Source organism: Pseudacidovorax sp. DMC4 (assembly GCF_056314265.1).
Genome location: NZ_JBQUYR010000026.1, coordinates 1 through 23,832, shown reverse-complemented (window position 1 = coordinate 23,832; position 23,832 = coordinate 1). Strand labels below are relative to the sequence as shown.

25 protein-coding genes and 1 pseudogene are annotated in these 23,832 nt (G+C 70.2%); 15 read left to right on the top strand and 11 right to left on the bottom strand.

What is annotated here, in order from left to right; translation table 11 throughout:
- Positions 1–608 precede the first annotated feature (608 nt).
- The 3 genes from ACT54X_RS28485 to ACT54X_RS28475 all read left to right on the top strand — a co-directional run bounded on the left by ACT54X_RS28485 (position 609) and on the right by ACT54X_RS28475 (position 1,719).
- Positions 609–803 carry a hypothetical protein gene (locus ACT54X_RS28485; protein WP_114802994.1) on the top strand — a complete coding sequence of 65 codons (195 nt, stop codon included), beginning with the start codon at positions 609–611 and terminating at the stop codon, positions 801–803.
- Positions 793–1,047 (top strand): hypothetical protein, encoded by a 255-nt coding sequence (locus tag ACT54X_RS28480; RefSeq protein ID WP_476349979.1) that lies wholly within the window; start codon positions 793–795, stop codon positions 1,045–1,047. The genes ACT54X_RS28485 and ACT54X_RS28480 overlap by 11 nt, the downstream gene beginning before the upstream one ends.
- Positions 1,048–1,233: 186 nt before the next feature.
- On the top strand, positions 1,234–1,719 hold the full coding sequence (locus ACT54X_RS28475) for a hypothetical protein (RefSeq protein WP_476349978.1): 486 nt from the start codon (positions 1,234–1,236) through the stop codon (positions 1,717–1,719).
- Positions 1,720–2,038: 319 nt separating this feature from the next.
- Here ACT54X_RS28475 and chrA read toward each other — a convergent pair whose 3' ends face one another.
- Both chrA and ACT54X_RS28465 read right to left on the bottom strand, forming a co-directional pair.
- Entirely contained in the window at positions 2,039–3,388 is a 1,350-nt protein-coding gene (gene chrA / locus ACT54X_RS28470) for a chromate efflux transporter (protein WP_294371374.1), read from the bottom strand.
- Between the two features lie 473 nt (positions 3,389–3,861).
- Positions 3,862–5,409, bottom strand: a complete 1,548-nt coding sequence (locus tag ACT54X_RS28465; RefSeq protein WP_294371372.1) for a helicase HerA-like domain-containing protein — start codon at positions 5,407–5,409, stop codon at positions 3,862–3,864.
- Between the two features lie 175 nt (positions 5,410–5,584).
- Between ACT54X_RS28465 and ACT54X_RS28460 the strand changes: the two genes are divergently transcribed.
- From ACT54X_RS28460 to fabG, 10 genes are all read left to right on the top strand, one after another.
- Positions 5,585–5,866 (top strand): phosphopantetheine-binding protein, encoded by a 282-nt coding sequence (locus tag ACT54X_RS28460; RefSeq protein WP_017762228.1) that lies wholly within the window; start codon positions 5,585–5,587, stop codon positions 5,864–5,866.
- 5 nt (positions 5,867–5,871) lie between these two features.
- The gene (locus tag ACT54X_RS28455; protein ID WP_294371366.1) at positions 5,872–6,495 is read left to right on the top strand and encodes a COG4648 family protein; all 624 of its coding nucleotides are present in this window, start codon (positions 5,872–5,874) and stop codon (positions 6,493–6,495) included.
- The gene (locus ACT54X_RS28450) at positions 6,492–8,216 is read left to right on the top strand and encodes an AMP-binding protein (RefSeq protein WP_294371364.1); all 1,725 of its coding nucleotides are present in this window, start codon (positions 6,492–6,494) and stop codon (positions 8,214–8,216) included. The genes ACT54X_RS28455 and ACT54X_RS28450 overlap by 4 nt, the downstream gene beginning before the upstream one ends.
- Positions 8,213–9,241, top strand: a complete 1,029-nt coding sequence (locus ACT54X_RS28445) for an acyl-CoA synthetase (RefSeq protein WP_294371362.1) — start codon at positions 8,213–8,215, stop codon at positions 9,239–9,241. The genes ACT54X_RS28450 and ACT54X_RS28445 overlap by 4 nt, the downstream gene beginning before the upstream one ends.
- Complete coding sequence (locus ACT54X_RS28440) at positions 9,207–9,830, top strand: LolA-related protein (RefSeq protein ID WP_294371359.1); 624 nt, start codon at positions 9,207–9,209, stop codon at positions 9,828–9,830. Before ACT54X_RS28445 ends, ACT54X_RS28440 begins: the two co-directional genes overlap by 35 nt.
- Entirely contained in the window at positions 9,827–12,229 is a 2,403-nt protein-coding gene (locus ACT54X_RS28435) for an MMPL family transporter (protein WP_294371356.1), read from the top strand. The genes ACT54X_RS28440 and ACT54X_RS28435 overlap by 4 nt, the downstream gene beginning before the upstream one ends.
- On the top strand, positions 12,226–13,041 hold the full coding sequence (locus tag ACT54X_RS28430; protein WP_354319739.1) for a polysaccharide deacetylase family protein: 816 nt from the start codon (positions 12,226–12,228) through the stop codon (positions 13,039–13,041). Before ACT54X_RS28435 ends, ACT54X_RS28430 begins: the two co-directional genes overlap by 4 nt.
- A gap of 75 nt (positions 13,042–13,116) precedes the next feature.
- The gene (locus ACT54X_RS28425) at positions 13,117–13,881 is read left to right on the top strand and encodes a class I SAM-dependent methyltransferase (RefSeq protein WP_476349973.1); all 765 of its coding nucleotides are present in this window, start codon (positions 13,117–13,119) and stop codon (positions 13,879–13,881) included.
- Positions 13,878–14,342, top strand: a complete 465-nt coding sequence (locus ACT54X_RS28420) for an ApeP family dehydratase (protein ID WP_476349971.1) — start codon at positions 13,878–13,880, stop codon at positions 14,340–14,342. Before ACT54X_RS28425 ends, ACT54X_RS28420 begins: the two co-directional genes overlap by 4 nt.
- A gap of 61 nt (positions 14,343–14,403) precedes the next feature.
- Positions 14,404–15,135, top strand: a complete 732-nt coding sequence (fabG, locus tag ACT54X_RS28415) for a 3-oxoacyl-ACP reductase FabG (RefSeq protein WP_294371343.1) — start codon at positions 14,404–14,406, stop codon at positions 15,133–15,135.
- 44 nt (positions 15,136–15,179) lie between these two features.
- On the opposite strand, the gene ACT54X_RS28410 is transcribed toward fabG, so the two are convergent.
- The 6 genes from ACT54X_RS28410 to ACT54X_RS28385 form a co-directional block, all read right to left on the bottom strand.
- Positions 15,180–15,518, bottom strand: a complete 339-nt coding sequence (locus ACT54X_RS28410) for a type II toxin-antitoxin system RelE/ParE family toxin (RefSeq protein WP_294371341.1) — start codon at positions 15,516–15,518, stop codon at positions 15,180–15,182.
- Positions 15,515–15,793: a type II toxin-antitoxin system Phd/YefM family antitoxin gene (locus tag ACT54X_RS28405; RefSeq protein ID WP_476349968.1), complete on the bottom strand. Its 279-nt coding sequence runs from the start codon at positions 15,791–15,793 to the stop codon at positions 15,515–15,517. Before ACT54X_RS28405 ends, ACT54X_RS28410 begins: the two co-directional genes overlap by 4 nt.
- 61 nt (positions 15,794–15,854) lie before the next feature.
- A complete protein-coding gene (locus tag ACT54X_RS28400; protein ID WP_294371337.1) occupies positions 15,855–16,169 on the bottom strand; it encodes a copper-binding protein in 315 nt (104 codons plus the stop codon).
- Positions 16,170–16,335: 166 nt separating this feature from the next.
- The gene (locus ACT54X_RS28395; protein ID WP_476349966.1) at positions 16,336–17,733 is read right to left on the bottom strand and encodes a multicopper oxidase family protein; all 1,398 of its coding nucleotides are present in this window, start codon (positions 17,731–17,733) and stop codon (positions 16,336–16,338) included.
- On the bottom strand, positions 17,733–19,277 hold the full coding sequence (locus tag ACT54X_RS28390; protein ID WP_476349964.1) for a TolC family protein: 1,545 nt from the start codon (positions 19,275–19,277) through the stop codon (positions 17,733–17,735). The genes ACT54X_RS28395 and ACT54X_RS28390 overlap by 1 nt, the downstream gene beginning before the upstream one ends.
- 78 nt (positions 19,278–19,355) lie before the next feature.
- A complete protein-coding gene (locus ACT54X_RS28385) occupies positions 19,356–19,814 on the bottom strand; it encodes a hypothetical protein (protein WP_294371331.1) in 459 nt (152 codons plus the stop codon).
- A gap of 189 nt (positions 19,815–20,003) precedes the next feature.
- Between ACT54X_RS28385 and ACT54X_RS28380 the strand changes: the two genes are divergently transcribed.
- Positions 20,004–20,333, top strand: a complete 330-nt coding sequence (locus ACT54X_RS28380; protein WP_476349963.1) for a four-helix bundle copper-binding protein — start codon at positions 20,004–20,006, stop codon at positions 20,331–20,333.
- Positions 20,334–20,348: 15 nt separating this feature from the next.
- Here the strand turns inward: ACT54X_RS28380 and ACT54X_RS28375 are convergent, their stop codons facing one another.
- Entirely contained in the window at positions 20,349–22,517 is a 2,169-nt protein-coding gene (locus ACT54X_RS28375) for a heavy metal translocating P-type ATPase (protein ID WP_476349961.1), read from the bottom strand.
- 56 nt (positions 22,518–22,573) lie between these two features.
- Between ACT54X_RS28375 and ACT54X_RS28370 the strand changes: the two genes are divergently transcribed.
- Positions 22,574–23,038 (top strand): Cd(II)/Pb(II)-responsive transcriptional regulator, encoded by a 465-nt coding sequence (locus ACT54X_RS28370; RefSeq protein ID WP_294371325.1) that lies wholly within the window; start codon positions 22,574–22,576, stop codon positions 23,036–23,038.
- Between the two features lie 19 nt (positions 23,039–23,057).
- Here the strand turns inward: ACT54X_RS28370 and ACT54X_RS28365 are convergent, their stop codons facing one another.
- Together ACT54X_RS28365 and ACT54X_RS28360 are read right to left on the bottom strand one after the other, a co-directional pair.
- Positions 23,058–23,345: a hypothetical protein gene (locus ACT54X_RS28365; RefSeq protein WP_294371322.1), complete on the bottom strand. Its 288-nt coding sequence runs from the start codon at positions 23,343–23,345 to the stop codon at positions 23,058–23,060.
- Positions 23,346–23,581: 236 nt separating this feature from the next.
- Positions 23,582–23,832 (bottom strand): annotated as a pseudogene (locus ACT54X_RS28360) (hypothetical protein); the annotation flags it as partial.

The following is a 23,832-nucleotide window of genomic DNA, read 5'->3' as shown; positions in this document are numbered from 1 at the left end:
CAGTGGCCTCGGGCGTGGGCAAAGCCAGGGCCGCTCGCGTCGGCTGGGTGGCTCTCTGAATTTTGCAGGGCCGACCATCTCCTCCAGTTCGCGAAATTTCGTGTCCTCGACGGCCCCTGGGGAAGTTCTACGGGATTGCATTCATCCAGGTACCCACCCCCCCCTTCGGGGGCGAAGAGGTCGCCTTGCCGACCCCCCACCCCCTGCGCCTGACCACCCCCGCCCGGGCCAGGCCGTGCGCATGCACGTGCGCCACTGCGAGGTTCAGGCATGGCTGCGCCCCTCTGCCCCTGGGGAGCACCTGCGAGCCACTGCGCCTTTTGCCAGTCTCCGCAGTGGGGCAAGGGCGGGGGGCCGCTGATTTAGCCCGTTCCTGTTACATGTTTGGAGAACGTGCGAGACCGCACTGCCGCAGCCGTGTTCGGGCTGTGTCCATCTCGACGGTTGCGGTCTTCGGCTGGTCAGGGCCGGGCGGCGGCAGCAACCGCGCCGCATCGGACACCTCCGGCCCGAGCATCTTGCAGAGCACCCCACTGCTTTGGTTCCATATCATGAATATCTCCGAAAACACTGGTGAAATATACAGTGTTAATGGCTAGACTGCGCTCATGGAACACCACGACGACGAACTCTGGATTGCGGCTTGCGCCCACCGTCTCCAGCAGCACTGGCGCTCTGTCGATCCCCTCGAACTGGAGGCGACTGCGCGCGAACTGGCACACGACGCGGATCTGCGTCAGCTCGCGCCGGCCGCGGCCGCGGCACGCTGGCTCGCCCCGGTGGAATCGGCTCGTGGGAGCTGATCAGGCCGTGATCCTGGCCTGCGGCGCGGCCGCGGCCTGGCTGTCGCAGGATCGTCGTCCCAGCTGGGCGCGATGGGCATGCCTCTTCGGGCTGGTCAGCCAGCCCTTCTTCCTCGCGTCTACCTGGAGCGCAGGCCAGTGGGGCATGTTCGCGCTGGCCATGCTGTACACCGCTGCCTGGGCGAAAGGGGCGTGGTCCTATTGGCTCGCGCCTGCCATGACTTCCAAAGAGAAGACATATTGACTTGGCGTTTGGGATCGTACGGGAGTGTTCTAAAGAATACGAGAGTCAGCAAATCAGCCGAATGGACGAGTGCAGATATAGCGTTTCCATCTATTTTTTTGCTAAAGCTTTGCAGTAACAATAAATCTCTTTTATAGGAAAGTATGACTTATGGATCCAAGGACATTTTCCGATCTTCAAAACCGCGTGAGTGAGGTACATGGCGAATGGGATAACTTAAAACTCACTAAAGAAAATTGGACAAGATGGCTAAACGGCTATTTCATGACTTGGTCAAATAAGTCCATCGTCCCCCAAGTTTCCGAGGGTGAAATTTCTTTGTCTTTGATGGGGACTAAGCTGCGTGGTATACCTCGCATCGTGAGGACCGATCAGCCGGATATCGATTGGCTTTGGGAATACAACTTCCAATTCTGTGACGAGAACGCGAACCGGGAAGGTGAGAAGCCCTCAGAGCCCCCCAAGGTTGTGATGCAGTTCTATCTTGCACCCTCCACAGAGCCGCTGGTTCGGCAGAGCGGCGGCGACCCGATGCTTTTCAGGGACAGCGCGTGCACTGAACTTATTTGCAAAGGCGTGAGCGACGACACGCCGCGCTACATTGCGGGCACCATGGCGAGGATAATGCTGGAGCAAAAAGAAAAATTTGCTCCTGCGCCGTTGAATCGTTAGTTTTGACCGCCTGTTTGCCCGCCGCTGTCGTAAATCAACGGAAAACATCAAATGGCGGGCAACGGATGATTTTCTATTGAGGGATCGCCGGTTGCGCAACTTTACGATTTGCCTTGGCGTCTCGTACTAGTCGAGAAGGCAACGCCAAGGCGAACGTAGATGTTCGTAATGACAGTTCTCTTGGGAGCCAAACGAAGCACTTGGTGGTCGTCACCAAGCTGCTCAGAAAGCCCGCCCAGTGCGGGCTTTCTGCTTTGGAGCGGCGGGCGAGGATTGTACGGTCGCCCTCGTCGATCAGATCGCCCGCGTTGCCGTCTGCTCAGGCCAGCACCTGCAGCGCCAGTCCTGCCGCCGCGCTTGCCGCCAGAACCGGCATCACGCCCCACTTCAACCGGATCAGCGCAAAGGCGGCGAGCACCATCAGCACCGCAGCCCCGGTATCGAAGCCATGTCCCTCGGGCCACAGCACATGGCCGGCAAAGAACAGGGCCAACTGCGCGATCACGCCCACGACCGCAGCCGTGATCGCCGCCATGGGCGCGGCCAGCCCCAGGCGGTCGCGGGTCGATTCCACCAGCGGGCCACCTGCCAGGATGAACAGGAACGACGGCAGGAAGGTGAAGAAGCTCACGGCCACCGCTGCCACTGCGCCGCCCAGGAAAGGCAGGTCCGGGCCCAGTGCCAGCTGGTTCCAGCCCCCCACGAAGCCCACGAACGCCACCACCATGATCAACGGGCCGGGCGTGGTCTCTCCCAGCGCCAACCCGTCGATCATCTGCGGGCCCGAGAGCCAGTGGTAGTGCTCGACGGCCGCCTGGTACACATAGGGCAGGACGGCGTAAGCGCCGCCGAAGGTCATGAAGGCCGCCTTGGTGAAGAACCAGCCCATGCGCGCCAGGGTGCCCTGCACTCCGCCAATGGCGATGGCGGCGGCCATGCCCGCACTCCAGAGGGCGACGCACACCGCCACGACGCGGACCATCCGGCCGCGCGAGAAGCGTGCGTGCGCCGGGGGCGGGCTGTGGTCGTCGATCCAGGCGGCGGGACCCGGCACATCGCCGGACGCCGCAGCCGCATGGGCCCCCCGGCCTCGAAAAGTCCCGGGCCAGCGCCGGCCGCCCCAATGCCCGGCCAGTGCCGCGAGCGTCAGCACGAGTACGAAGGGCAGGTGCAGCACGGCCATCGCGATGAAGGCCGCCGCGGCGATGCCCATCAGCGGGCGGCTGTGCAGCGCACGGCCCGCCAGGCGCCAGCCCGCCTGCAGCACGATGGCGGTGACCGCCGGCTTGATGCCGTGGAACATCGCGGTGACGAGCGGCTGCTGCCCGAAGGCCATGTACACCCATGACAGTCCGATCAGCAGCACCAGCGAAGGCAGCACGAACAGCAGGCCTGCCGCGATCCCGCCCCAGGTGCGATGCATCAGCCAGCCCAGGTAGGTGGCCAGCTGCTGTGCCTCGGGGCCGGGGAGCAGCATGCAGTAGTTGAGGGCATGCAGAAAGCGGCGCTCGCTGATCCAGTGCCGGCGCTCCACCAATTCGGCATGCATGATGGCGATCTGACCGGCCGGCCCCCCGAAGCTGATGAAGCCCAGCTTGAGCCAGAAGAGCAGGGCGCGGCCGAAGCTGATCGGCGAAGGCTTGGAGGGTGTGTTGGGGGAGGGGAGCATGGGCCGCACAGGGAGCGCTTCCACATCATCCCATTGCGCGATGACGGCGGACTGAACCGCCAGATCGGCGAGCCGCGCGTGGCCGCCGACCCGTCTGCGCGGCCTTGGCCGACGGGCATGTCGGAGTTGCTAACACTGGGTTAACTCCCATCGCTGCGCAGGGACGATCACGGTATCGTCACAGTCAGGAAGCACGGCGAGCGTCCGACGGCGGCCGCCAGGGCTTCCCTCACAACGAATGGAGACGCGCCATGTTGATGGTCATTGCAGGATTCATGTTGGGCGTGGTGTGCGGCACCGTTCTGGTCGGCTTCATGGTCGGCCGCAGCCGCTACGCCGAAGAAGACGCCGTGCGCTATCCGACCTACTGAGGTCGTCTGCCGCCGCAGGGGCTGGCGTTGGGCGCCGGTCCCTTGCCCGCGCGCTGCCGCGCCAGTGACGCGGCGGCGCCCCTGCAGGCTGCGGTGGCAGTCTCAGCGCCGGCTCTTGGCGCCGAAGATGCCGCCGAGCACGCCGCGCAGGATTTCCTTGCCCACATTGGTGCCCACCGTGCGCACCGCCGACTTGGCCAGCGTCTGCACCAGACCGTCCTTGCGCCCGCCTCGCGGCCCGGTCGTCCCGAAGAGCAGATCGTCCAGGAAGCTTCCCTCGGCCTGGCCTGCATTGCCTCCGCCTGCCCCCGTGCCCGCAGCGCTGCCGGGGCCGGTCCCGTCGGGCCGGGCCGTCGCCGGCGCGTCCGGTGCCGACGCGGCGCGGCCCTTGAGCTTCTCGTAGGCCGATTCGCGGTCCACCGCCTGCTCGTAAACGCCGGCCACCAGCGAGCCGCTCATGAGCGTGCGGCGCTGCTCCGGCGACACCGGCCCGATCTGGCCCGCGGGCGGCAGCACGAACACCCGCTCGGTGATGCCGGGCCGGCCCTTTTCATCCAGCAGGCTGACCAAGGCCTCGCCGACGGCCAGTTCGGTGATGGCCTGGCCGATGTCCAGGCCCGGCTTGGGGCGCATGGTGCTGGCGGCGGACTGCACGGCCTTCTGGTCGCGCGGCGTGAAGGCGCGCAGCGCGTGCTGGACCCGGTTGCCGAGCTGGGCCAGCACCGAGTCCGGGATGTCCAGCGGGTTCTGCGTCACGAAGTACACGCCCACGCCCTTGGAGCGCACCAGCCGCACCACCAGTTCGATGCGCTCGACTAGCGCCTTGGGCGCGTCCTTGAACAGCAGGTGGGCCTCGTCGAAGAAGAAGGCCAGCTTGGGCTTGTCCAGGTCGCCCACCTCGGGCAACTGCTCGAACAGCTCCGACAGCATCCACAGCAGGAAGGTGGCGTACAGGCGCGGCGCATTCATCAGCTTGTCGGCCGCGAGGATGTTGACCACGCCGCGGCCGTCCACCGTCTGCATGAAGTCCTGGATGTCCAGCATCGGCTCGCCGAAGAAGCGGTCGCCGCCCTGCGATTCGATGGCCAGCAGCCCGCGCTGGATGGCCCCCACACTGGCGGCGCTGATGTTGCCGTAGCTGGTGGTGTACTGCTTGGCGTTCTCGCCCACATGGGCCAGCATGGCCCGCAGGTCCTTCAGGTCGAGCAGCAGCAGGCCGCTGTCGTCGGCGATCTTGAACACCAGGTTGAGCACGCCGGCCTGGGTCTCGTTGAGGTCCAGCATTCGGCCCAGCAGCAGCGGCCCCATGTCGGAGATGGTGGCCCGTACCGGATGTCCCTGCTCGCCGAAGACGTCCCACAGCGCCACGGGGCAGGCCTGCGGCGTGGGCAGCTCGATGCCGCGCTCCTTGAGCGTGGCAGCCATCCGCTCGCCGATGCGGCCGGGCTGGCTGATGCCGCTCAGGTCGCCCTTCACGTCGGCCATGAAGACGGGCACGCCGATGCCCGACAGGCGCTCGGCCAGGGTCTGCAGCGTGACGGTCTTGCCGGTGCCCGTGGCCCCGGTGATCAGGCCATGGCGATTGGCCAGGGCGGGCAGCAGGAAGCATTGGATGGCGCCGTGGCGCGCCAGCAGCAGAGGATCGGCCATAAGACTCCCGGATCAGGGCGAAAAACCGCGGCAGTCTACCGAAGGGGAGGGCTGCGCCAGGGTGTCGCGGCCGCGCCGGCCGTGGCCATGGCCATCGGGGCGACTCCTATAATTTTTCTCTTTTGCCGTACGGGCTGTGGCCGACGGTTCATCTCTACACATCCGGGAGCCCCTCTTGTCCTCGACCACCTCTTTTGACCGCACTCCGCTCGAGAACGAGCTGGCCGAACTGCTGGTGAGCGCCCTCAATCTCGAAGTGGCCCCCGAGTCCATCGACCCCGAGGCGCCCCTGTACGGCGACGGCCTGGGCCTGGACTCCATCGACATCCTTGAAGTGGCGCTGGAGATCTCGCGTCGCTACGGCTTCCAGCTGCGCTCGGACGACGAGCGCAACCAGCAGATCTTTGCCTCGCTGCGCGCGCTGGCGGCCCACGTCGCCGCCAACAAGGCCGGGTAAGGGGCATGCCCGCCTGGCGCATTGCGCTGATGCTGCTGGTGGGCGTGGCCTATGCCGGCGCCTCGCACTGGATGATGGTCTACCACGCGGCCGAGCCCTGGGCCGTGGTCGTGCTGCTGGTGCCGCTGTGGCTCACCGGCATGGGTCTGGCGGGGCAGCACCTGGGGCGTGCCGGCCTGGTCCTGGTGGGCGTGCTGGGCCTGGCCGGGCTGGCCCTGGTCATGAGCGGCCATGCCGGCGATCCCAATCCGCTCTATGTGCTGCAGCACGTGGGCATCAACGCGCTGCTGGCCGGCTGGTTCGGCGGCACGCTGCGCGCGGGGCAGCTTTCGCTGATCGGGCAGTTCGCGCAGCGCATCCATATGCTCACGCCCGACATGCGGCACTACACGGCGCGCGTGACGGCCGTATGGACCGTGTACTTCTGCGCGGTCTGCGTGCTGTCGCTGGCTGTCTACCTGCTGCGGCCGTTCGAGGACTGGTCACTGTTCTCCAACGTGGTCACGCCCATCGGCGTCGGTGCGCTGTTCGTCGGCGAATACCTGCTGCGCTACCGCCTGCATCCCGAGTTCGAGCGCGTGCGGCTGATCGATGCCGTTCGCGCCTTCTACGCGCCTGCCAAGCAATGAGCGTGTCCCACCTGCTCGGCCCGCGCGACCTGCGCGCGCCGCTGGCCTGGCGCCATGGCCGGCCAATCAGTGCGCTGGCCTGGCTGGCCGATGTCGAGGCCGTTGCTGCGAAGCTTCCGGCCGAAGGCCCGGCCGTCAACCTGTGTGGCGACCGCTACCGCTTTTCCGTCGGGCTGGCGGCGGCGCTGCTGCGGGGCCATGCCAGCCTCCTGCCGCCCGATGCGCGCCAGGACACCCTGGCACGCGTCTGCGCCGAGCATCCTGCGGCCTTCGCGCTGGTCGATCCCGGCGAGCCCCACGGCGCCGGCCTCGCGCAGCGCGTCGAGGTCGACGCCGATGGGGCGCGCACGCCGCTCGCCGCCATGCCCGACTGGGCGGCCATCGCGCTCGACCGCCACGCGGCCAGCCTGCTCACCTCGGGCTCCACCGGCGTGCCGCAGCCGCATGCCAAGACCTGGGGCACGCTGGTGGGCGACGTGGCCGCCGCCGTGCCGCGGCTGTGCCAGTTGCTCGATCTGCCCGCGCTGGACGGCCTCACGCTGGTGGCCACCGTGCCGGTGCAGCACAGCTACGGCCTCGAATCCTCGGCGCTGCTGGCCATGCTGGGCGGGCCGGCCTTCGAGGCCGGGCGCCCGTTCTATCCGGCCGACATCGTGCAGGCGCTGGAATCGGTGCCACGACCGCGCGCGCTGGTCACCACGCCCTTCCACCTCAAGACGCTGTTGCAGTCCGGGCTGGACGTGCCGCCGGTGGACATGGTGCTGTCCGCCACCGCGCCGCTGTCGCCGCAACTGGCGGCCCAGGCCGAGCGCGCCACGGGCGGCGTGATGGTCGAGATCTACGGCAGCACCGAGACCGGCCAGGTCGCCACCCGTTGCCCGGTGCGCAGCGAGGTGTGGGAGGTGATGGGCGACATCCGCGTGCAGGCCGAGACCGGCCCGGATGGTGCCGAGCGCTTCGTCTTCTCGGGTGACTTCATTCCCGCGCCCACGCCCATGGCCGACCTGCTGGAGCTGCTGGGCGATGGCCGCTTCCGCCTGCTGGGCCGGGCCAACGACCTCGTGCACGTGGCGGGCCGGCGGACGTCGCTGGGCCACCTCGACTTCCATCTCAACAGCATTCCTGGCGTCGAGGACGGCGCCTTCTGGCTGCCGGACGACGTGGCCGACGGCGTGGTGCGGCCGGTGGCCTTCGTGGTGGCCCCCTCGGTGGATGCCGCGACGGTCATCGCCGGCCTGCGCGAGCGCGTCGAACCGGTGTTCGTGCCCCGCCGCGTGGTGCATGTGCAGGCGCTGCCGCGCGTGGGCACCGGCAAGTTGACGCGTCGGGAGCTGCGCGAATTCGCGCTCGCCCAATTGGCGGCGGACGGCAGCCCGGTCCGGCTGTCGCACCGCGTGCCCGAGGACCATCCCGCCTTTGCCGGCCATTTCCCCCGCCAGCCGCTGCTGCCGGGCGCCTTGTTGCTCGCCGAACTGCTGGAGGCGATGCGCGGCGTGCCCTCGCTGCGCGCGCGCCTGGGCGATGCGCCGATGCTGGCGGCGGCCAAGTTCCTGGCGCCGGTGCGGCCGGGCGCCGACCTGGTCTTCGACCTGCAGCCCGAGACGGGCGCCGCCGCGGGCGTGCGCTTCGAGGTGCGCATGGGCGACACCGTGGCTGCCAGCGGCCGTTGGCTGCCGGGCGAGGGCGCCCGCACCGCAGGCGAAGCCGGAGGTCGCCCGTGAGCGCCCTCGGCGACGACCTGCGTCCCGGCACCGACTGGGCCCGCGCGCCCGAGCGCAGCAACATCCTGGCGCTGCGCTTCATCTGCTGGATGGCGCTGCGCTGCGGCCGGCCGCTCACGCGGCTGGTCCTGCATCCGATCACGCTGTACTTCCTGCTCTTCGCGCCCACGCCGCGTCGCCATGTGCGGCGCTACCTGGCGCGGGCCATCGGGCCGAAGGCGGGCTGGCGCGACGGCTACCGGCTGCTGCACAACTTCGCGTCGACGGTGCTCGACCGGGTGTACTTCCTGCGCGGGCGCATGGCGCTCTTCGACGTGCAGGTGCAGGGCGGCGAGGCCGTGGAGGCCGATGTGCGCGCGGGTCGCGGCGCCTTCCTGGTCGGTGCGCACATCGGCAGTTTCGAGGCCCTGTCGGCCTGTCGGCAGCAGGCAGAGGCGCCGGTCGACCTGCGGCTGGCCATGCTGATGTACCCGGACAACGCGCGGCGCATCAACGCCGTGCTGGGCGCCATCAGCCTGCCCGAGTACCGGCCGCACATCATCGCCCTGGGCCGGCCCGCCGCCATGCTGGAGCTGCGCGACTGGCTGGACAGCGGCCGCATGGCCGGCATGCTCGGCGATCGCACCCTGGCCGTGGGCGAGGACGACGGCGGCCAGCGCGGCAACCGGGTGCAGATCGACTTCCTGGGCCAGCCGGCTTGGTTCAACGACGGGCCCTTCCGCCTCGCCGCGCTGCTGCGCCGGCCGGCCGTGTTCATGGCGGGCCTGTACCTGGGCGGCAACCGCTACCGCGTGGTGTTCGAGCCGCTGGCCGATTTCTCGGCACCGGCGGCGGAAAGTGGCACCACCGAGCCCGGCGCACCAGCGCCGCGCCGCGCCCGCGGACTCGATCCCGCCGAGCGGGAACGCCGCATCCGCGATGCCCTCGAAGCCTATGTGCGGCGCCTGGAAGACCTGTGCCGCGCCCATCCCCACAACTGGTTCAATTTCCATGACTTCTGGCTCGAAGATTCGCCGCGTGCGTGAGGCCCTGGCCGGCGTGCGCCGCCTGCGTGCCGTCCTGCTGCTGGCCCTGGCCGGCCTGCTTGCGGCACCTGCCTGGGCGTTCGATCTCAACGAGCTGATGGCCCTGCTGGCCCAGCGCCGCAGCGGCGAGGCCCGCTTCACCGAGCAGCGCTATGTGCGCGGCCTGGACGGCCCGCTCGACTCGGCCGGCGTGCTCAGCTTCACCGCACCCGACAAGCTGGTGCGCCGCACGCTCACGCCGCGGCCGGAGTCGATGGAGGTGCAGGGCAACGTGCTCATCCTCTCGCGCGGCGGCCGCACCCGCACCCTGAGCCTGGACGCCATGCCCGAGCTGCAGGGCATGATGGAAGCGATGCGCGGCACCCTGAGCGGCAACGCGCCGGCGCTGCTGCGCTACTTCAAGGCCGATGTGAAGGGCGATGCCAAGGCCTGGACGCTCGACCTGGTGCCCACGCTGCCCGCGCTGGCCGCCCAGGTGCGCAGCCTGCGCCTGTCGGGCATCGGCAGCGACGTGCGCGGCATCGAGATGGAATTCATCGGCGGCGACCGCTCGGTGATGAACATCGTGCCCGGGCCCGCCGGTTCATGAGCCGCCGCCCTCCTGCCGCGCCGGCCCACGATGCCGGCCTCTCGCCCGCGCGCCGTCTGGCCGTGGTGCTCGTCTGGCTGCTGGTGCTGGCGGCCGGCGTGGGCATCATCGCGCGCTCCAAGTTCGACGCCGACCTTTCGGCCTTCCTGCCTGCCCATCCGGACGCGCGCCAGCGCATGCTCATCGAGCAGATCCAGACGGGCGTCGCTTCGCGCACGCTGTTCATCGGCATCGAGGGCGGACGCGACGAGGCGCAGCGCGCGGCCGTCTCGCGCGAACTGGGCCAGCGCCTGCGCAAGAGCGGCCTGTTCGACCAGGTGCAGAACGGCGACCAGAGCGAATGGCGCGATGCCGGCACCTGGGTCTTCGACCGGCGCTACCAGCTCTCGCCCGCGGTCACGCCCGAGCACTTTACGGTGGAAGGGCTGCGCAACGCCATCCTCGACACGCTCTCGCTGCTGGGCACGCCGGGCGGCAATGCGTTCAAGCCGCTGCTGGAGCGCGACCCCACGGGCGAATCCGCCCGCATGGCCGAGACGCTGATTCCGGCCACCGCGCCGCGCAGCGTCGACGGCGTGTGGGCGGCGCGCGAGGCGCCGCGCGCGCTGCTGCTGGCCAGCACCCGCGCCGCCGGCGGCGACCTGGACGCCCAGGCGCAGGCCATCGCCACCATCCAGGCCGACTTCGCCCAGGCCGCCGCCGAGGTGGGCGCCACCGACACGCGCCTGCTGATGAGCGGCACGGCCGTGTTCTCGGTGCAGAGCCGCGACAGCATCAAGCGCGAGGCCGTCCACCTGGCGGTGGTGGGTGCCATCGTGGTCAGCGGCCTGCTGCTGCTGGCCTTCGGTGCGCTGCGTGCGCTGGCCATCGCCATGCTGCCGGTGGCCACCGGCGTGGTGGTGGGCACGGCCGCCGTCAGCCTGGTCTTCGGCGGCGTGCATGGGCTGACGCTGGGCTTCGGCAGCACGCTGATCGGCGAGACGGTGGACTACGCCATCTATTACCTGATCCAGGCCCGCCAGGTGGCGGGCGAGGGACCGGCCCAGGCCGGCTGGCAACGCTGGCGCGACCTGCACTGGCCCACGGTGCGGCTGGGCCTGCTGACCTCGGTGGCGGGCTTTGCGGCGCTGGTGTTCTCGGGCTTTCCGGGACTGGCGCAGCTGGGCGTGTTCTCCATCGCCGGACTGGTGGCCGCGGCCGTGGCCACGCGCTTCCTGCTGCCGGTGCTGGCGCCGCAGGGCGCCAGCGGCCGAGGCCTGCGCCGCTACATGGCGCACGCGGCCGGCGCCATCGTGCGCGGACTGCCGCGGCTGCGGCTGCCACTGATGGCCCTGGCCGTCGCCGGCTTCGCGCTGGTGCTGTGGCAAGGCGACCAGCTCTGGCGCGCCGGCTTGAGCTCGATGAGCCCGGTCTCGCGCGAATCGCAGGCGCTGGACGAGCAACTGCGCGGCGACATCGGCGCCAGCGACGGCGCCACGCTGGTGGTGGCCTATGGCGACACCGTCGAAGCGGCGCTGCGCCAGGCCGAGGCGGCCGGCGCGCGGCTCGACCCGCTGGTGGAGCGCGGCGCGCTGTTGGGCTACGACAGCGTGGCCCGCATCCTGCCCAGCCAGGCGCTGCAGATGCAGCGGCGCGAGGCCCTGCCCGACGCCACCACGCTGCGTGCCCGGCTGGAGGAAGCCACGGCGGGCCTGCCGATCGCGGCCGACCGCCTGGCACCTTTCGTGACCCAGGTCGAGGCGGCGCGTGCCGCGCCGCTGATCAGCCGCGAGGACGCACGCCAGGGTCCATTGGGCGCCGTGGTCGACGCGCTGCTGTTCGAGCGACCGGGTGGCGGCTGGGCCGCCATGATCTCGCTGCACCCCGGCCCGCAGTTCAAGCATGCAGACGTCGTCGCCGCCCTGCAGGGGCTGCCGGGCGTGTCGGTGGCCGAGGTCGGCGAGGAACTGGGTGCGCTCTACAAGCGCTACCTGCACGAGGCCTTCGTGCAGGTGGGCCTGGGCGCGCTGGCCGTGGTGCTGCTGCTGGGCGCCTGGCTGCGCTCGGGCCGACGCCTGCTGGCCGTGTGCCAGCCGCTGGCCGCCGCCGTGGCGCTCACGCTGGGTGCGATGGCGGCCATGGGCATGGCGCTGTCCATCCTGCATCTGGTGGGCCTGCTGCTGGTGGTGGCCGTGGGCTCCAACTACGCGCTCTTCTTCGACCAGCTGCGCGAGACCGGCCATGCCGACGAGGACACGCTGGCCTCGCTGATGCTGGCCAACCTGACGACGGTGATCTCCTTCACGCTGATCGCCATCTCCGACATCCCCTCGCTGGCGTCCATCGGACAGGTGGTGGCGCCCGGCGCACTGCTGGCGCTGCTGCTGTCGGCCGCCTTTGCCCGGACGGCGAAGGCATGAGCGCCCTGGCCGGCCGCTGGCAGCCCACGCCCTTCCTCAAGGGCAGTGCGGTGCTGCATGCGGGCGCGTTGGGGGCGAGCCTGCTCGTGCCGGGTGCCTGGCCCTGGGCGCTTGGCGCCGTGGTGCTCAACCATGCGGCCATCACCGCCATCGGCCTGACGCCGCGCAGCCGCTGGCTCGGCCAGAACACGCTGCGCCTGCCTGCCGCCGCCGAAGCGCGAAACGAAGTGGCGCTGACCATCGACGACGGGCCCGAGCCCGCGGTGACGCCGGCCGTGCTCGACCTGCTCGACGCCCACGGTCAGAAGGCCACCTTCTTCTGCATCGCCGAACGGGTACAGGCGCATCCGGCATTGGCGCGCGAGATCGTGGCCCGTGGCCACAGCATCCAGAACCACACGGCGCGGCACCGGCACAACTTCTCGGTGCTGGGGCCGCGCGGCTTCCATGCCGAGATCGAACGCGCGCAGCAGATGATCGAGGCCGTCATCGGCCAGCGGCCGACCTGCTTTCGTGCGCCCGCAGGCCTGCGCAATCCCTTCCTCGCCCCGGTGCTGCATCGCCTCGGCCTGGAGCTGGTGAGTTGGACCCGCCGCGGCTTCGACACCCGCGAGCGCGACCCCGCGCGCGTGATGGCTCGCCTCACCCGCGGCCTGCGCGCCGGCGACATTCTTCTCCTGCATGACGGCCATGCGGCGCTGGCGCCCAGCGGGCGGCCGGTGATCCTGGATGTGCTGCCGCCGCTGCTGGAGCGCCTCGAGCGTGATGGCCTGCACGCCGTGACCTTGCCTCATGCGCTCGGCCATGCGTGAGCCGCGCCGCGCGCCAGACCTTTCCCGCCTTTTCCCCTTTCCCGCAAGGGGAGAGGGCGCCAGGACGACCCACCTGTGAACTCGAATTCGCCCACCCCCGACGCCGCCTGGCGCGACCTCCACGCCCGCGCCACCGAGCCCTACCGCCAGGGCGGCAACTTCGCCTGGCATTTCGCACGCGGCAAGCTGGGCCATGACCCGGTATTCCGCGGCATCGTCGAGCGGGGCCTGATCGGAGACGGCCGGCCGCGCATGCTGGACATCGGCTCGGGCCAGAGCCTGTTCGCCAACGTGCTGCACACCGCCCAGGCGATGCGCGCCGAGGGCCGATGGCCCGCCGCCTGGGCGCCGCTGCCGTCCGATGCCCGCTACACCGGCATCGAGCTGATGCCCCGCGACGTGGAACGGGCACGGTGCTCGGTCGGCCACATCCGGCCCACGCCCACCGTCGTCTGCGGCAACATGTGCGAGGCCGACTTTCCGGCCTGCGACGTGGTCGTGATCCTCGACGTGCTGCACTATGTGGACCATGCCGCGCAGGAAGGCGTGCTCGTGCGGGTGCGCGACGCGCTGGCCGCCGGCGCTGCGCAGCGTGACGGCCTGCCCGGTCGCCTGCTGCTGCGCGTCGGCGATGCCGCCAGCCGCCGTGGCTTCGCGATCAGCCAGTGGGTGGATCGCACCGTGACGCGCATCCGCGGCCACAAGGTCTCGCCCACCTGGGGCCGCACGCTGGACGAGTGGATCGCGTTGCTGCAGCGCCTGGGCTTCGCGGTGCAGCCCATGCCCATGAGCCAGGGCACGCCCTTTGCCAATGTGCTGCTGATCTCGGACCTGCCATGACCGCGCCCTCCACCCTCGACCGCAGCGGCATCGCCGCGCGCATTCCCCACGCGGGCAGCATGTGCCTGCTCGACCGGCTCGAAGCCTGGGATGCGCAGTCCATCCATTGCACGACCACCACCCATGCGGACCCTTCCAATCCGATGCGCACCGCCTCGGGCCTGCTCGCCCCCTGCGCCATCGAGTTCGCGGCGCAGGCCATGGCGCTGCATGGTGGCCTGCTGAGCACGGGGGACGGGCCGCCCGCGGCCGGCTACCTGGCCAGCACCCGCAACGTGCGCCTGCATCGCGCCCGCTTCGACGATGCGCCCGCGCCGCTGCACCTGCATGCCGAACGCCTGTCGGGCGATGCGCAGCAGGTGCTCTATGCCTTCCGCGTGCTCGATGCGGCTGGCGCACCGGTGGCGGATGGCCGCGCGGTGGTCGTTCTCAACACGCCCTTGCCGGACGCCGCGCCCTGAGCGCCTGCCCGGCCATCACGACCGGTGTCCGTGACACCGTCACCGACGGAGGTACTTCCCCATGACCCTTCAGAACAAGCGCGCGCTCGTCACCGGTGCCAGCGGCGCCCTGGGCGGTGCCATCGCCGAGCGCCTGGCGCGCGACGGCGCCACCGTGCTGCTGCATGCCAACGGCCGCCGCGAGGCCATCGAGGCCCTGGCCGCGCGCATCGCCGGGGCCGGCGGCCAGGCCGAATGCCACGTCTTCGACCTGACCGACGACGAAGCCACGGCGGCAGCCTGCGCCCGCATGCTGGAGGCCGGACCGGTGCAGGTGCTGGTCAACAACGCGGGCATCCATGACGATGCCGTGATGCCCGGCATGCGGCCCGATCAGTGGCACCGCGTCATCGACGTGTCGCTCAACGGCTTCTTCCGCGTCACCCAGCCGCTGCTGCTGCCCATGCTGCGCACGCGCTGGGGCCGCATCCTGAACATCTCGTCGGTGGCGGCGATCATGGGCAACCGCGGCCAGGTCAACTATGCGGCGGCCAAGGGCGCCCTCAACAGCGCGACCAAGGCGCTGTCGATGGAAGTGGCCTCGCGCGGCGTGACCGTCAACGCCATCGCCCCGGGCGTCATCGCCTCGCCCATGGCCGACGCCGCCTTCGACCCCGCGATGGTCAAGCAGATGGTGCCGGCCCAGCGCGCCGGCCGGCCCGAAGAGGTCGCTGCTCTGGCCGGCTTTCTGGCCAGCGCGGAGGCGGGGTACATCACGGGGCAGGTCATTTCTGTGAATGGCGGGATGGCCTGAAAGCCATCCGGGTCGGCTGAAAACAAAGCCGATCAGTCGCGCTATCACCGACCCAGCAGCCGGCGTGCGAGCAGGGTCTGCATGTCCCGCCGCCCGTCGGCGATCAGGTGGACCACGACCCGGTGGGCCAGCACTTGGTACACGATGCGATAGGGCTTGAGCAGGACCTGCCGGTAAGCCTTGATGCCCAGGCTCAGCAGTTCTCTGGGGTGACTGCCGCGCTCCGGCAGATGGGCCAGGCCATCGAGGGTCGCTGTGATGCGGTCCAGCAGGCGACGGGCGTTGGCGACGCTTTCGGCCTCGGCCACGTAGTCGTAGAGCGATTCCAGGTCCTGCTCCGCACCGCGGGTCAGCATGACCTGAAAGCCCTTCGCCCTCGTCATTCGCTGGCGGAATGCTTGCTGCGAAGCTGCTGCACCACATCGGCCAGCGACTTGAGGTGCCCGGCCTCCACATCCTGCTGGCCCAGGGCCAGCAGCTTGAGCAGGGCGAGGGTTTCCTGGGTCTCTTCGAAGGAGGCCACGTCCTGGATCACGGCGCGGGCTTCGCCGTTCTGGGTGATGACCAGCGGCTCGCGCCGCTGCGCGAGCGTGTCCAGCACTTCAGCCGCGTTGGCCTTGAGGTAGCTGATCGGTTTGACTTGCGTCGAAAAGCGCATTCGCGGCTCCCGGGAAAGAGGACTGAATATAGACTTTTTCCAGTCCTTTCCAATCGGCCGCTCAGTGCGCAACCGTGAGCGACAGCACGGTCAGTTGCCCGTCGACCATCTGCGCCGTGAAGCGCACCTTGTCGCCCGCCTTCACCTCCTTCAACAGCGCCGGGTCGCGGACGCGGAAGACCATGGTCATCGCGCCCATGTCGAGGTTGGGAATGTCACCGTGGCGCAGGGTGATGCGGCCCTGGGCGGCATCGACGCGGCGGACTTCGCCTTCGACCTGGGGCAGCGGTGCGTCGGTTTGCGCGAAGGTGGCGGGGGAGGCCAGCAGGATGCCCGCGGTGGGTAAAAGCAGGGTGAGGAAGCTTCTCTTGTTCATGGTTGGGTCCTTCTGAATCGAATCGGTGGCTCTGTCATGCGCTGGGCGATGTATGCCCTTCCGGTTCGGGGAAACGCCGGGCGCGGCAGAGTCGGGAAAGATGAGGTACGTGACGTACCAGCTTTCGTTGGCGTCGGCAATCGAGCCTCAGGCGGCGGTGCCCTTGTCAGTGGTGGTCATGGCCACTGGGCTTACGGACGGAGGCGGGTGCGGCATCGGTCGTGCCTGAAGCCACGGCGTCTGCCGGGCCGGCTCGGCTCACCGCCGCAGGCGCCTGCCCCGCTTCGACCTCATGCGCCACGCTGCCCGGCGGATGCCTGAACCAGCCCGGGTCACGGAAGTCCCCCGGCGCCTGGTCGCGCCGCACCTTCAGCAACGTGAACATGCCCCCCATCTCCGCGGGACCGAACGGGCCGCGGCCGGTCATCATGGGCAGGGTGTTGTCGGGCAGGGGCATCTCCATCGAGCCCATCTCGGCCATGCCCTTGTCGCCCATCACCATGTAATCGGGAACCAGCCGGCGGATGGTGTCCGCGACGCCGCGATGGTCCACGCCAATCATGGTGGGCACGTCGTGGCCCATGGGGCCCATGGTGTGGTGGCTCTTGTGGCAGTGCAGGGCCCAGTCGCCTTCCTCGTCGGCGATGAACTCGATCTGGCGCATCTGGCCGACGGCGACATCGGTGGTCACCTCGGGCCAGCGGGCGCTGCGCGGCACGGCGCCGCCATCGGTGCCGGTGACCTCGAATTCGTGGCCATGCACATGGATGGGGTGGTTGGTCATGGTGAGGTTGCCCACGCGGATGCGCACCCGGTCGCCCTGGCGTACGCAGAGCGGGTCGATACCTGGGAACACGCGGCTGTTGAAGGCCCAGGTGTTGAAGTCGGTCATGGTGTTGACCTTGGGCGTGGCGCTGCCGGGCTCGACGTCGAAGCTGCCGAGCAGGAAGCAGAAGTCGCGCTGCACGCGGACAATCTGCGGATGGCTGCGCACCTTGGGGTGCGTCACCCAAAAGCCCATCATGCCCATGGCCATCTGCACCATCTCGTCCGCATGCGGGTGGTACATGAAGGTGCCGGGGCGGCGCGCGGTGAACTCGTAGACGAAGGTCTTGCCCGGCGGGATGTGCGGCTGCGTGATGCCGCCGACACCGTCCATGCCGTTGGGCACCCGCTGTCCATGCCAATGCACGGTGGTGTGTTCGGGCAGGCGGTTGGTGACGAAGATGCGCACCCGGTCGCCTTCGACCACCTCGATGGTGGGGCCGGGTGACTGGCCGTTGTAGCCCCACATGTTGACCTTGAAGCCCGGTGCCATCTCGCGCACCACGGGCTCGGCGACGAGGTGAAACTCCTTGACGCCGTTCTTCATGCGCCAGGGCAGGCTCCAGCCGTTGAGGGTGATGACCGGGTCGTAGGGCCGGCCATCCGGCGGCAGGAGCGGCGGCGCGGTGGCGGGGCCGGTCTGCTGCGCGGCCTCGGGCACGGCGGCCAGGGCCACCCGACTGACGGCACCGGCGGCGGCGCCGGCCAGCATGCCGGAGAAGAAGTGTCGGCGGTCCATCAGTGGCCTCCTTCGTTGGTCGTGCTGGCGAGGGCTGGGCCCGTCCCTGCACCGCGCAGGGCCGAGAGGCCGGCGGGCGAACTGCCGGTCAGCGCCATCTGCAGATCCACCTCGGCGAGCCAGAAGTCGCGCTGGGCCTGCATGGCCGCATCCACCGTTCGCGCACTGGCGCGGGCTTCGGCCAGCAATTGCCAGACGCTGGCGCCCATGGCGTTGTAGCGCAGCACCATCTCGTCGTTGACCTGGCGCTGCAGCGGCAGCACCTCGGCCTGGTAGCGATGCGCGATCTGCCACGCATGCCGGCGGGCGGCCTCGGCTTCGCGCACTTCGCTCGCCGCGGCCAGCGCCACGCCACGCACGCGGGCGGCGGCCTGCAGGTAACGTGCCTCGGCCTGCGCACTGCGTGCCTGGCCGAAGTCGAAGAGCGGGATCGGCAGGCCGATCTCCCAGCCGCGTTGCGTGCTGCGGCCCCGGTCGATGTCGTTGGTGAAGGTGGTGTTGCGGGCGACGCCCAGTTCCATCACGTCGACGAAACGGGTAGCGCGTGTCAGGCGCTGGGCCTCGGCAATGGCTGCGGCGTCGGCGCGGGCGGCGCGGAGGTCCAGACGATCGCGCAGGGCCTGCGCCTGCAGGTCGGCATCGCCGGGCAGCGAGGCGGGCAGGTCGGGCAGGCGGTCGGGCATCGTGAGCCGCGCGGCCTGTGCGCCATCGAGCCCGAGCAGGCGGACCAGGGCCTCGCGGCTGGCGGTGGCGGCCTGCTCGGCGCGGGCCAACTGCGCCTGTGCGTCGGCCTGCTGCAATTGCTCGCGTGCGGCCTGCAGGGCGGGCCAGTTGCCCGCCTTCTGCATGCGCTGGGCCAGCGTCGCGCCGGCTTCGGCGGCATCGCGCACGTCGCGCAGGTAGACGGCGCTCTGCCGGTCGGCGACGGCGCGCAGCCAGGCGCGACGGGTGTCGGCCGCCAACTGCAGCACCGCCTGCGCCGCATCGAGCCGGGCCGCCTCCTGCTGCTGGCCGGCCCAGCGGGCGCGCCAGGGCAGGGTGAGCAGGCCCACCACGTTGAAGCTGATCAGGCGGTCCAGCTCCAGTTCGCGGCCCTCGCGCAGCCGGCTGAAGGAGAACACGGGGTTGGGCAGCGTGGCTGCTTCCGCCCGTTCGGCGTCGGACAGCTGCAGGGCCGCGAAAGCCGCCTGCATGCGGGGGCTCTGGGCCAGGGCGATGCGCACGGCCGCCTGCTGGTCGAGCGGGCCGGCCAGCAGCGTCTCCGCCTGCGCCGCAGATGCGGTGTCGGGCCGACGCTGGGGCCGGGCGTCGCCCACGAGCGGCTGGCCCTGCACCAGCGAAAGCGCCTGCGGTGCATCGCCCTCGGGCGACAGGCTGGCGCAGCCGGCGAGCAGCACGGCGAGGCCTGCCAGGGCCATGTGGCACGCACGGCGCAAGATGGCGGGCGGCGCCGCGACGGAAAGATGGGGAATCGGCGGCGCTTCGTCGTGGCGACGGCGCAGCGGCAGCCCGCGCACGCTGCGCGGGACGAGAGGGGTGGACAAGAGAACGCTCCTTGAAGCAATGCATCGGCACCGCGGCGCGTCAGGACGGCTGCGGCGGACGGACTACGGGCAGGACGTTCAGGAAATGGGCGGCTTGTCGGCCTGCGCGAGCAGGGCGCTCGCGAAGTGCGGGGCGCTGCTGCGGGGTTGCACGCGTGCGGGCGGCGCGACAGGGGCTTCAGATGCCGCGTCGGTCATCGCCACCGAATGGCATATCTGGCAGAGGCCGCAGTGGCCATGGTCGTGTGCGGTGCCGCTGTCGTCGCCATGGTGCGCCACGGAAGGGGCGCTGGCGACGTGGGGCGATGCTTCTTGCATGCCGTGTTCTTCATCCGCAGCATGCTCATGGCAGTGCGCCGTTGGCTGCGCTGGGGCTGCCGCCATCGCCGGCATGTGTTGCGGCGCCGGCATCGGATTGGCCGTGTGGGCGGCATGTGCGGACGGCGCCGCGGCCGTGACCTCCACCGCCATGGCGCCACCGATCCAGCCGCGCAAGGGCAGCAGGACGAGGGCAAGGACCAGGACGAAGAGGCGCACGGGCGGCATTCTAGGAGTGCACGCCAGCGCGGGCCTTGACGCCCCGCAGGGGCGCCAATGCATCGCTGCGGAGCCAGCCTTGCCCTCGCAGCCTCATGCACCATCGTCCGACATCGCGATGTGCACGCCGTCGCAGGCTTGGATCACCCGGCAAGCCGCTTGCCCTCACCCAATGAAAGGAACATTGCGATGACCCCCATCGATCACCAGGACTGCATCGACGCCTGCAACGCCTGTGCCGTGGCCTGCAGCCATTGCGCGGCGGCCTGCCTGCGTGAGCCCGATCCGGGCGCCATGGCCGGCTGCATCCGTCTGGACATGGACTGCGCCGCGGCCTGCCAGTTCGCCGCGGCGGCGCTGGCCCGCGGCAGCGAGCATGCGGCGGCCATCTGCGCGCTCTGTGCCCGCCTGTGCGATGCCTGCGCTACGGAGTGCGCCCAGCACGAGGCCGACCACTGCCAGGCCTGTGCCAAGGCCTGCCGCGACTGCGCCGGCGCCTGCCGGGCCATGGCCGGCTGAGAACTCCCGTACTGGTCAGCGCCCGGGCAGACCGCGCAGCAGCCGCAGCCCGTTGGCCACCACCAGCAGGCTGGCGCCCATGTCGGCGAACACGGCCATCCACATGGTGGCCTGCCCGGCGATGGCCAGCGCGAAGAACACGGCCTTGATACCCAGGGCCAGCGCGATGTTCTGCCAGAGCAGCGCATGCGTGCGGCGCGACAGTGCCACGGTGTCGGCGATGCGGCCCAGGTCGTCGTTCATGATGACCACGTCGGCCGTCTCCATGGCGATGTCCGTGCCGGCCGCCCCCATGGCGAAGCCGATGTCGGCCTGGGCCATGGCGGGCGCATCGTTGATGCCATCGCCCGCCATGGCGATGACGCCGTGGCGCTGTTGAAGGTCGCGAATGGCGGCCAGCTTGTCCTGGGGCAGCAGGCCGCCGCGGGCATCCGTGATGCCGACCTGATCGGCCACGGCGCGGGCGGTGCTGGGGTTGTCGCCCGTCAGCATCACGGGCGTGACGCCCAGGCGCTTCAGGCGTGCCACCGCTTCCCTGGAGCCGGCCTTGAGCGTGTCCGCCACGGCGAAGACGCCGAGGACCGCATGTTCTCCGGCCAGCAGGGTCAGGGTGCGGCCCTGTGCCTCGTGCTCGGCCAGCAGGGCTTCCAGCGCCGGGCTGCACAGGCCTTGCTCCTCGATCAGGCGGTGGTTGGCGAGCACCAGCGGCAGTCCGTCGACCACGCCCCGGACGCCGCGCCCGGCCAGCGCTTCGAAGCTGTCGACACCGGGTATCGCCTCGGTCGTGGTGAGGCCCTTGGCAATGGCGAGCGAGACCGGATGGTCCGAGCGGCCCGCCAGGGCCGAGGCGGCGCGTTGCACATGCGCAGGATCTGCATCGCCCCAGGGCTGCCAGTGCACCAGCACCGGCTTGCCCTGGGTCAGCGTGCCGGTCTTGTCGAGCGCGATGGCCCGGAGCCGCCGCGCGCCTTCGAGGTGCGTGCCGCCCTTGATGAGGATGCCGCGGCGCGCGGCCGCCGTCAGGCCGCTGACCACCGTCACCGGCGTGGAGATCACCAGCGCGCATGGGCAGGCGATGACCAGCAGCACCAGCGCCTTGTAGATGGCGTCGAGCCAGGCCCAGTCCAGCAGCAAGGGTGGCAGCACGGCCACGGCCACGGCGGCGATGAACACCGCCGGCGTGTAGATGGCGGCGAAGCGCTCGACGAAGCGCTGCGTGGGCGCGCGCGACTCCTGCGCCTGCTCGACGGCTTCGATGATGCGGTCCAGCGTGGTCTGTCCGGCCACGGCCGTCACGCGCACCTGCAGCTCGCCGCCCTGGTTGACGGTGGCGGCGAACACCGGGTCGCCGACGGTCTTGTCGACCGGGATGCTTTCACCGGTCACGCTCGCCTGGTCGATGGTGCTGCGGCCGGCGCTCACCTGGCCGTCCAGCGGCACGCGCTCGCCGGGGCGGATGCGCACGATGGCATCCAGGGGCACGCTGGCGGCGGGCACGCGCTGCCAGCTGCCGTCGGCGGCCTGCACCTCGGCCTCGTCGGGCGCCAGCGCCATGAGGCCCGAGATCGCGTTGCGCGCGCGGTCGGCCGCCTTGTGCTCGATCAGTTCGGCCAGCGCATACAGCGCCATCACCATGGCCGCCTCGGGCCATTGGCCGATCAGAAAGGCGCCCGTTACCGCCACGGCCATGAGCGTGTCGATGCCCAGGCGTCCACGCATCAGGGCGCGCAGGCCGCTCAGGTAGATGCCCGTGCCGGCCAGCGCGATGGCCACGGCGGCCAGCGCCATGCCGGCGATGCGCCATGCCAGGGCGTCGGGCAGCAACAGGTGGCTCAGCTCGGCTGCGATGGCGACGCCGAGGGCGGCGGCGATGCGGGCTGGACCGGGCAGGGGGCCGTGGTCGTGCCCATCACCGGCCTCGTGCGCATGCGTGTGCGCGTGGGCACTGTCATGGTCATGGGCGTGACCATCGCCGTGACCGTGGTCGGCTTGGCGGTGCGACGGGGATGTCGCGGCGACCGCAGGCGCGGGGGCGCCGCATCCGCAGCCGGTACCGCAACCCGCGGCAATGCGCAGCGTGCGCGGCGCTGCGGGCGGGGCGACCGGCTCGGTGGCGTGGGTGTGCGGCGTGTGGTGGCGGTGCGCCGGCTCGCCGGCGAGGGAGGGGGAAGGGCGGCTCGTCATCGGGTTTTCGCTTTCGTGCCAGCATTGAAAACCTTCAAGCCACTTCAAGGTCAAGCATGCCTTCTGCAAGCCCCCATCTGCGCATCGGCGAGGCAGCCAGTCGCTCGGGCGTCAGCGCCGCCAACATCCGCTATTACGAAAAGGAGGGTCTGCTCGGCGCGGAGCAGCGGGCCGACAACGGCTACCGGCTCTACAGCGCCGACGACGTGCACCGCCTGCGCTTCATCCGCATGTGCCGGGCCATGGACATGTCGCTGGACGAGGTGCGTGCGCTGCTGTCACTGGACCTGCGCAGCAAGGCCGACTGCAGCGCGGCCTGCGACGTGCTCAACGCGCACCTGGGCCATGTGCGCGAGCGCATCGCGGAGCTTCGATCGTTGGAGCAGGACCTGAAGACGCTGCGCGACCGCTGTGACGGTCAGGACAGTTACTGCCACACCATCGAGGCGCTGCATGCGCGTGCGGATGCGCAGACCGCCGAAGGCACCGCCACGCAGGCCGGGCCTCGGCGCCATGTATGAGCGGTGAGCGGAAGTCCGGCTAGTGCTTGTAGCCCAGGGCGGTTGCGGGGGCGGGCCGGGTGAACGGCCGTTGTCCCAACTCTGCGCTGGGCCGGGGCTCGACACGCGCCAGCGGCGGCTCCATCCCGGACAACTCTGCCAAGCGCCGGTCGGCCTCGCGCCTCAGTGCGGAGATCCGGGCCATGGCCTCTGCCTTGACGATCCGCCGACCCCCCTGCGTGCTCTGCTGCAACTGGTGGATGGCTTCGTACGTGTCGCGCTCGGCCCGCATCCATGCAGCAAATCGGGGGTCGGGTGTTTCGTTCATGGTGGCCTGTGTGGGATACGGAGCCTGTACGCGGTCGTGCAGGTAAAGCCGGGCAGTGTGAGGGCCACCGGGACCTTTGCTCGTAGGACAAGCCTTGGGGCGCCAGTAGGTCGAGGCTCCCGAACCTCCTCGTGCCGTCCGCTTGGTTGCGAGGCAGCGGGCCGCCTCTCACCTGCGCCAGCGCCCTGAAAGGCCGCGGCGCCGAAGATGTGGTCTCGCGCTGCGAGGCGTGCGCGTCATGCGTTGGGCCGCTGATCGGCCGTGTGGTCGGCGTCGACAGATCGAGGTCGGCCGCACGCCGGTGCGTGTGCCTGCCCGATATGCGTGGGATCGGCGTCGGCCGACTTCATGTACCGCTGCAAGGTGCGCGGATGCACGCCCATGCGCTGCGCGACCTGCTCCAGGGGCTCGTGCTGCAGCTCGAGCAGCAGCGCGTCGAGCTGATCGTCGGAGAGGGCGCGAGGCCGGCCGACGTGGCTGCCGCGGC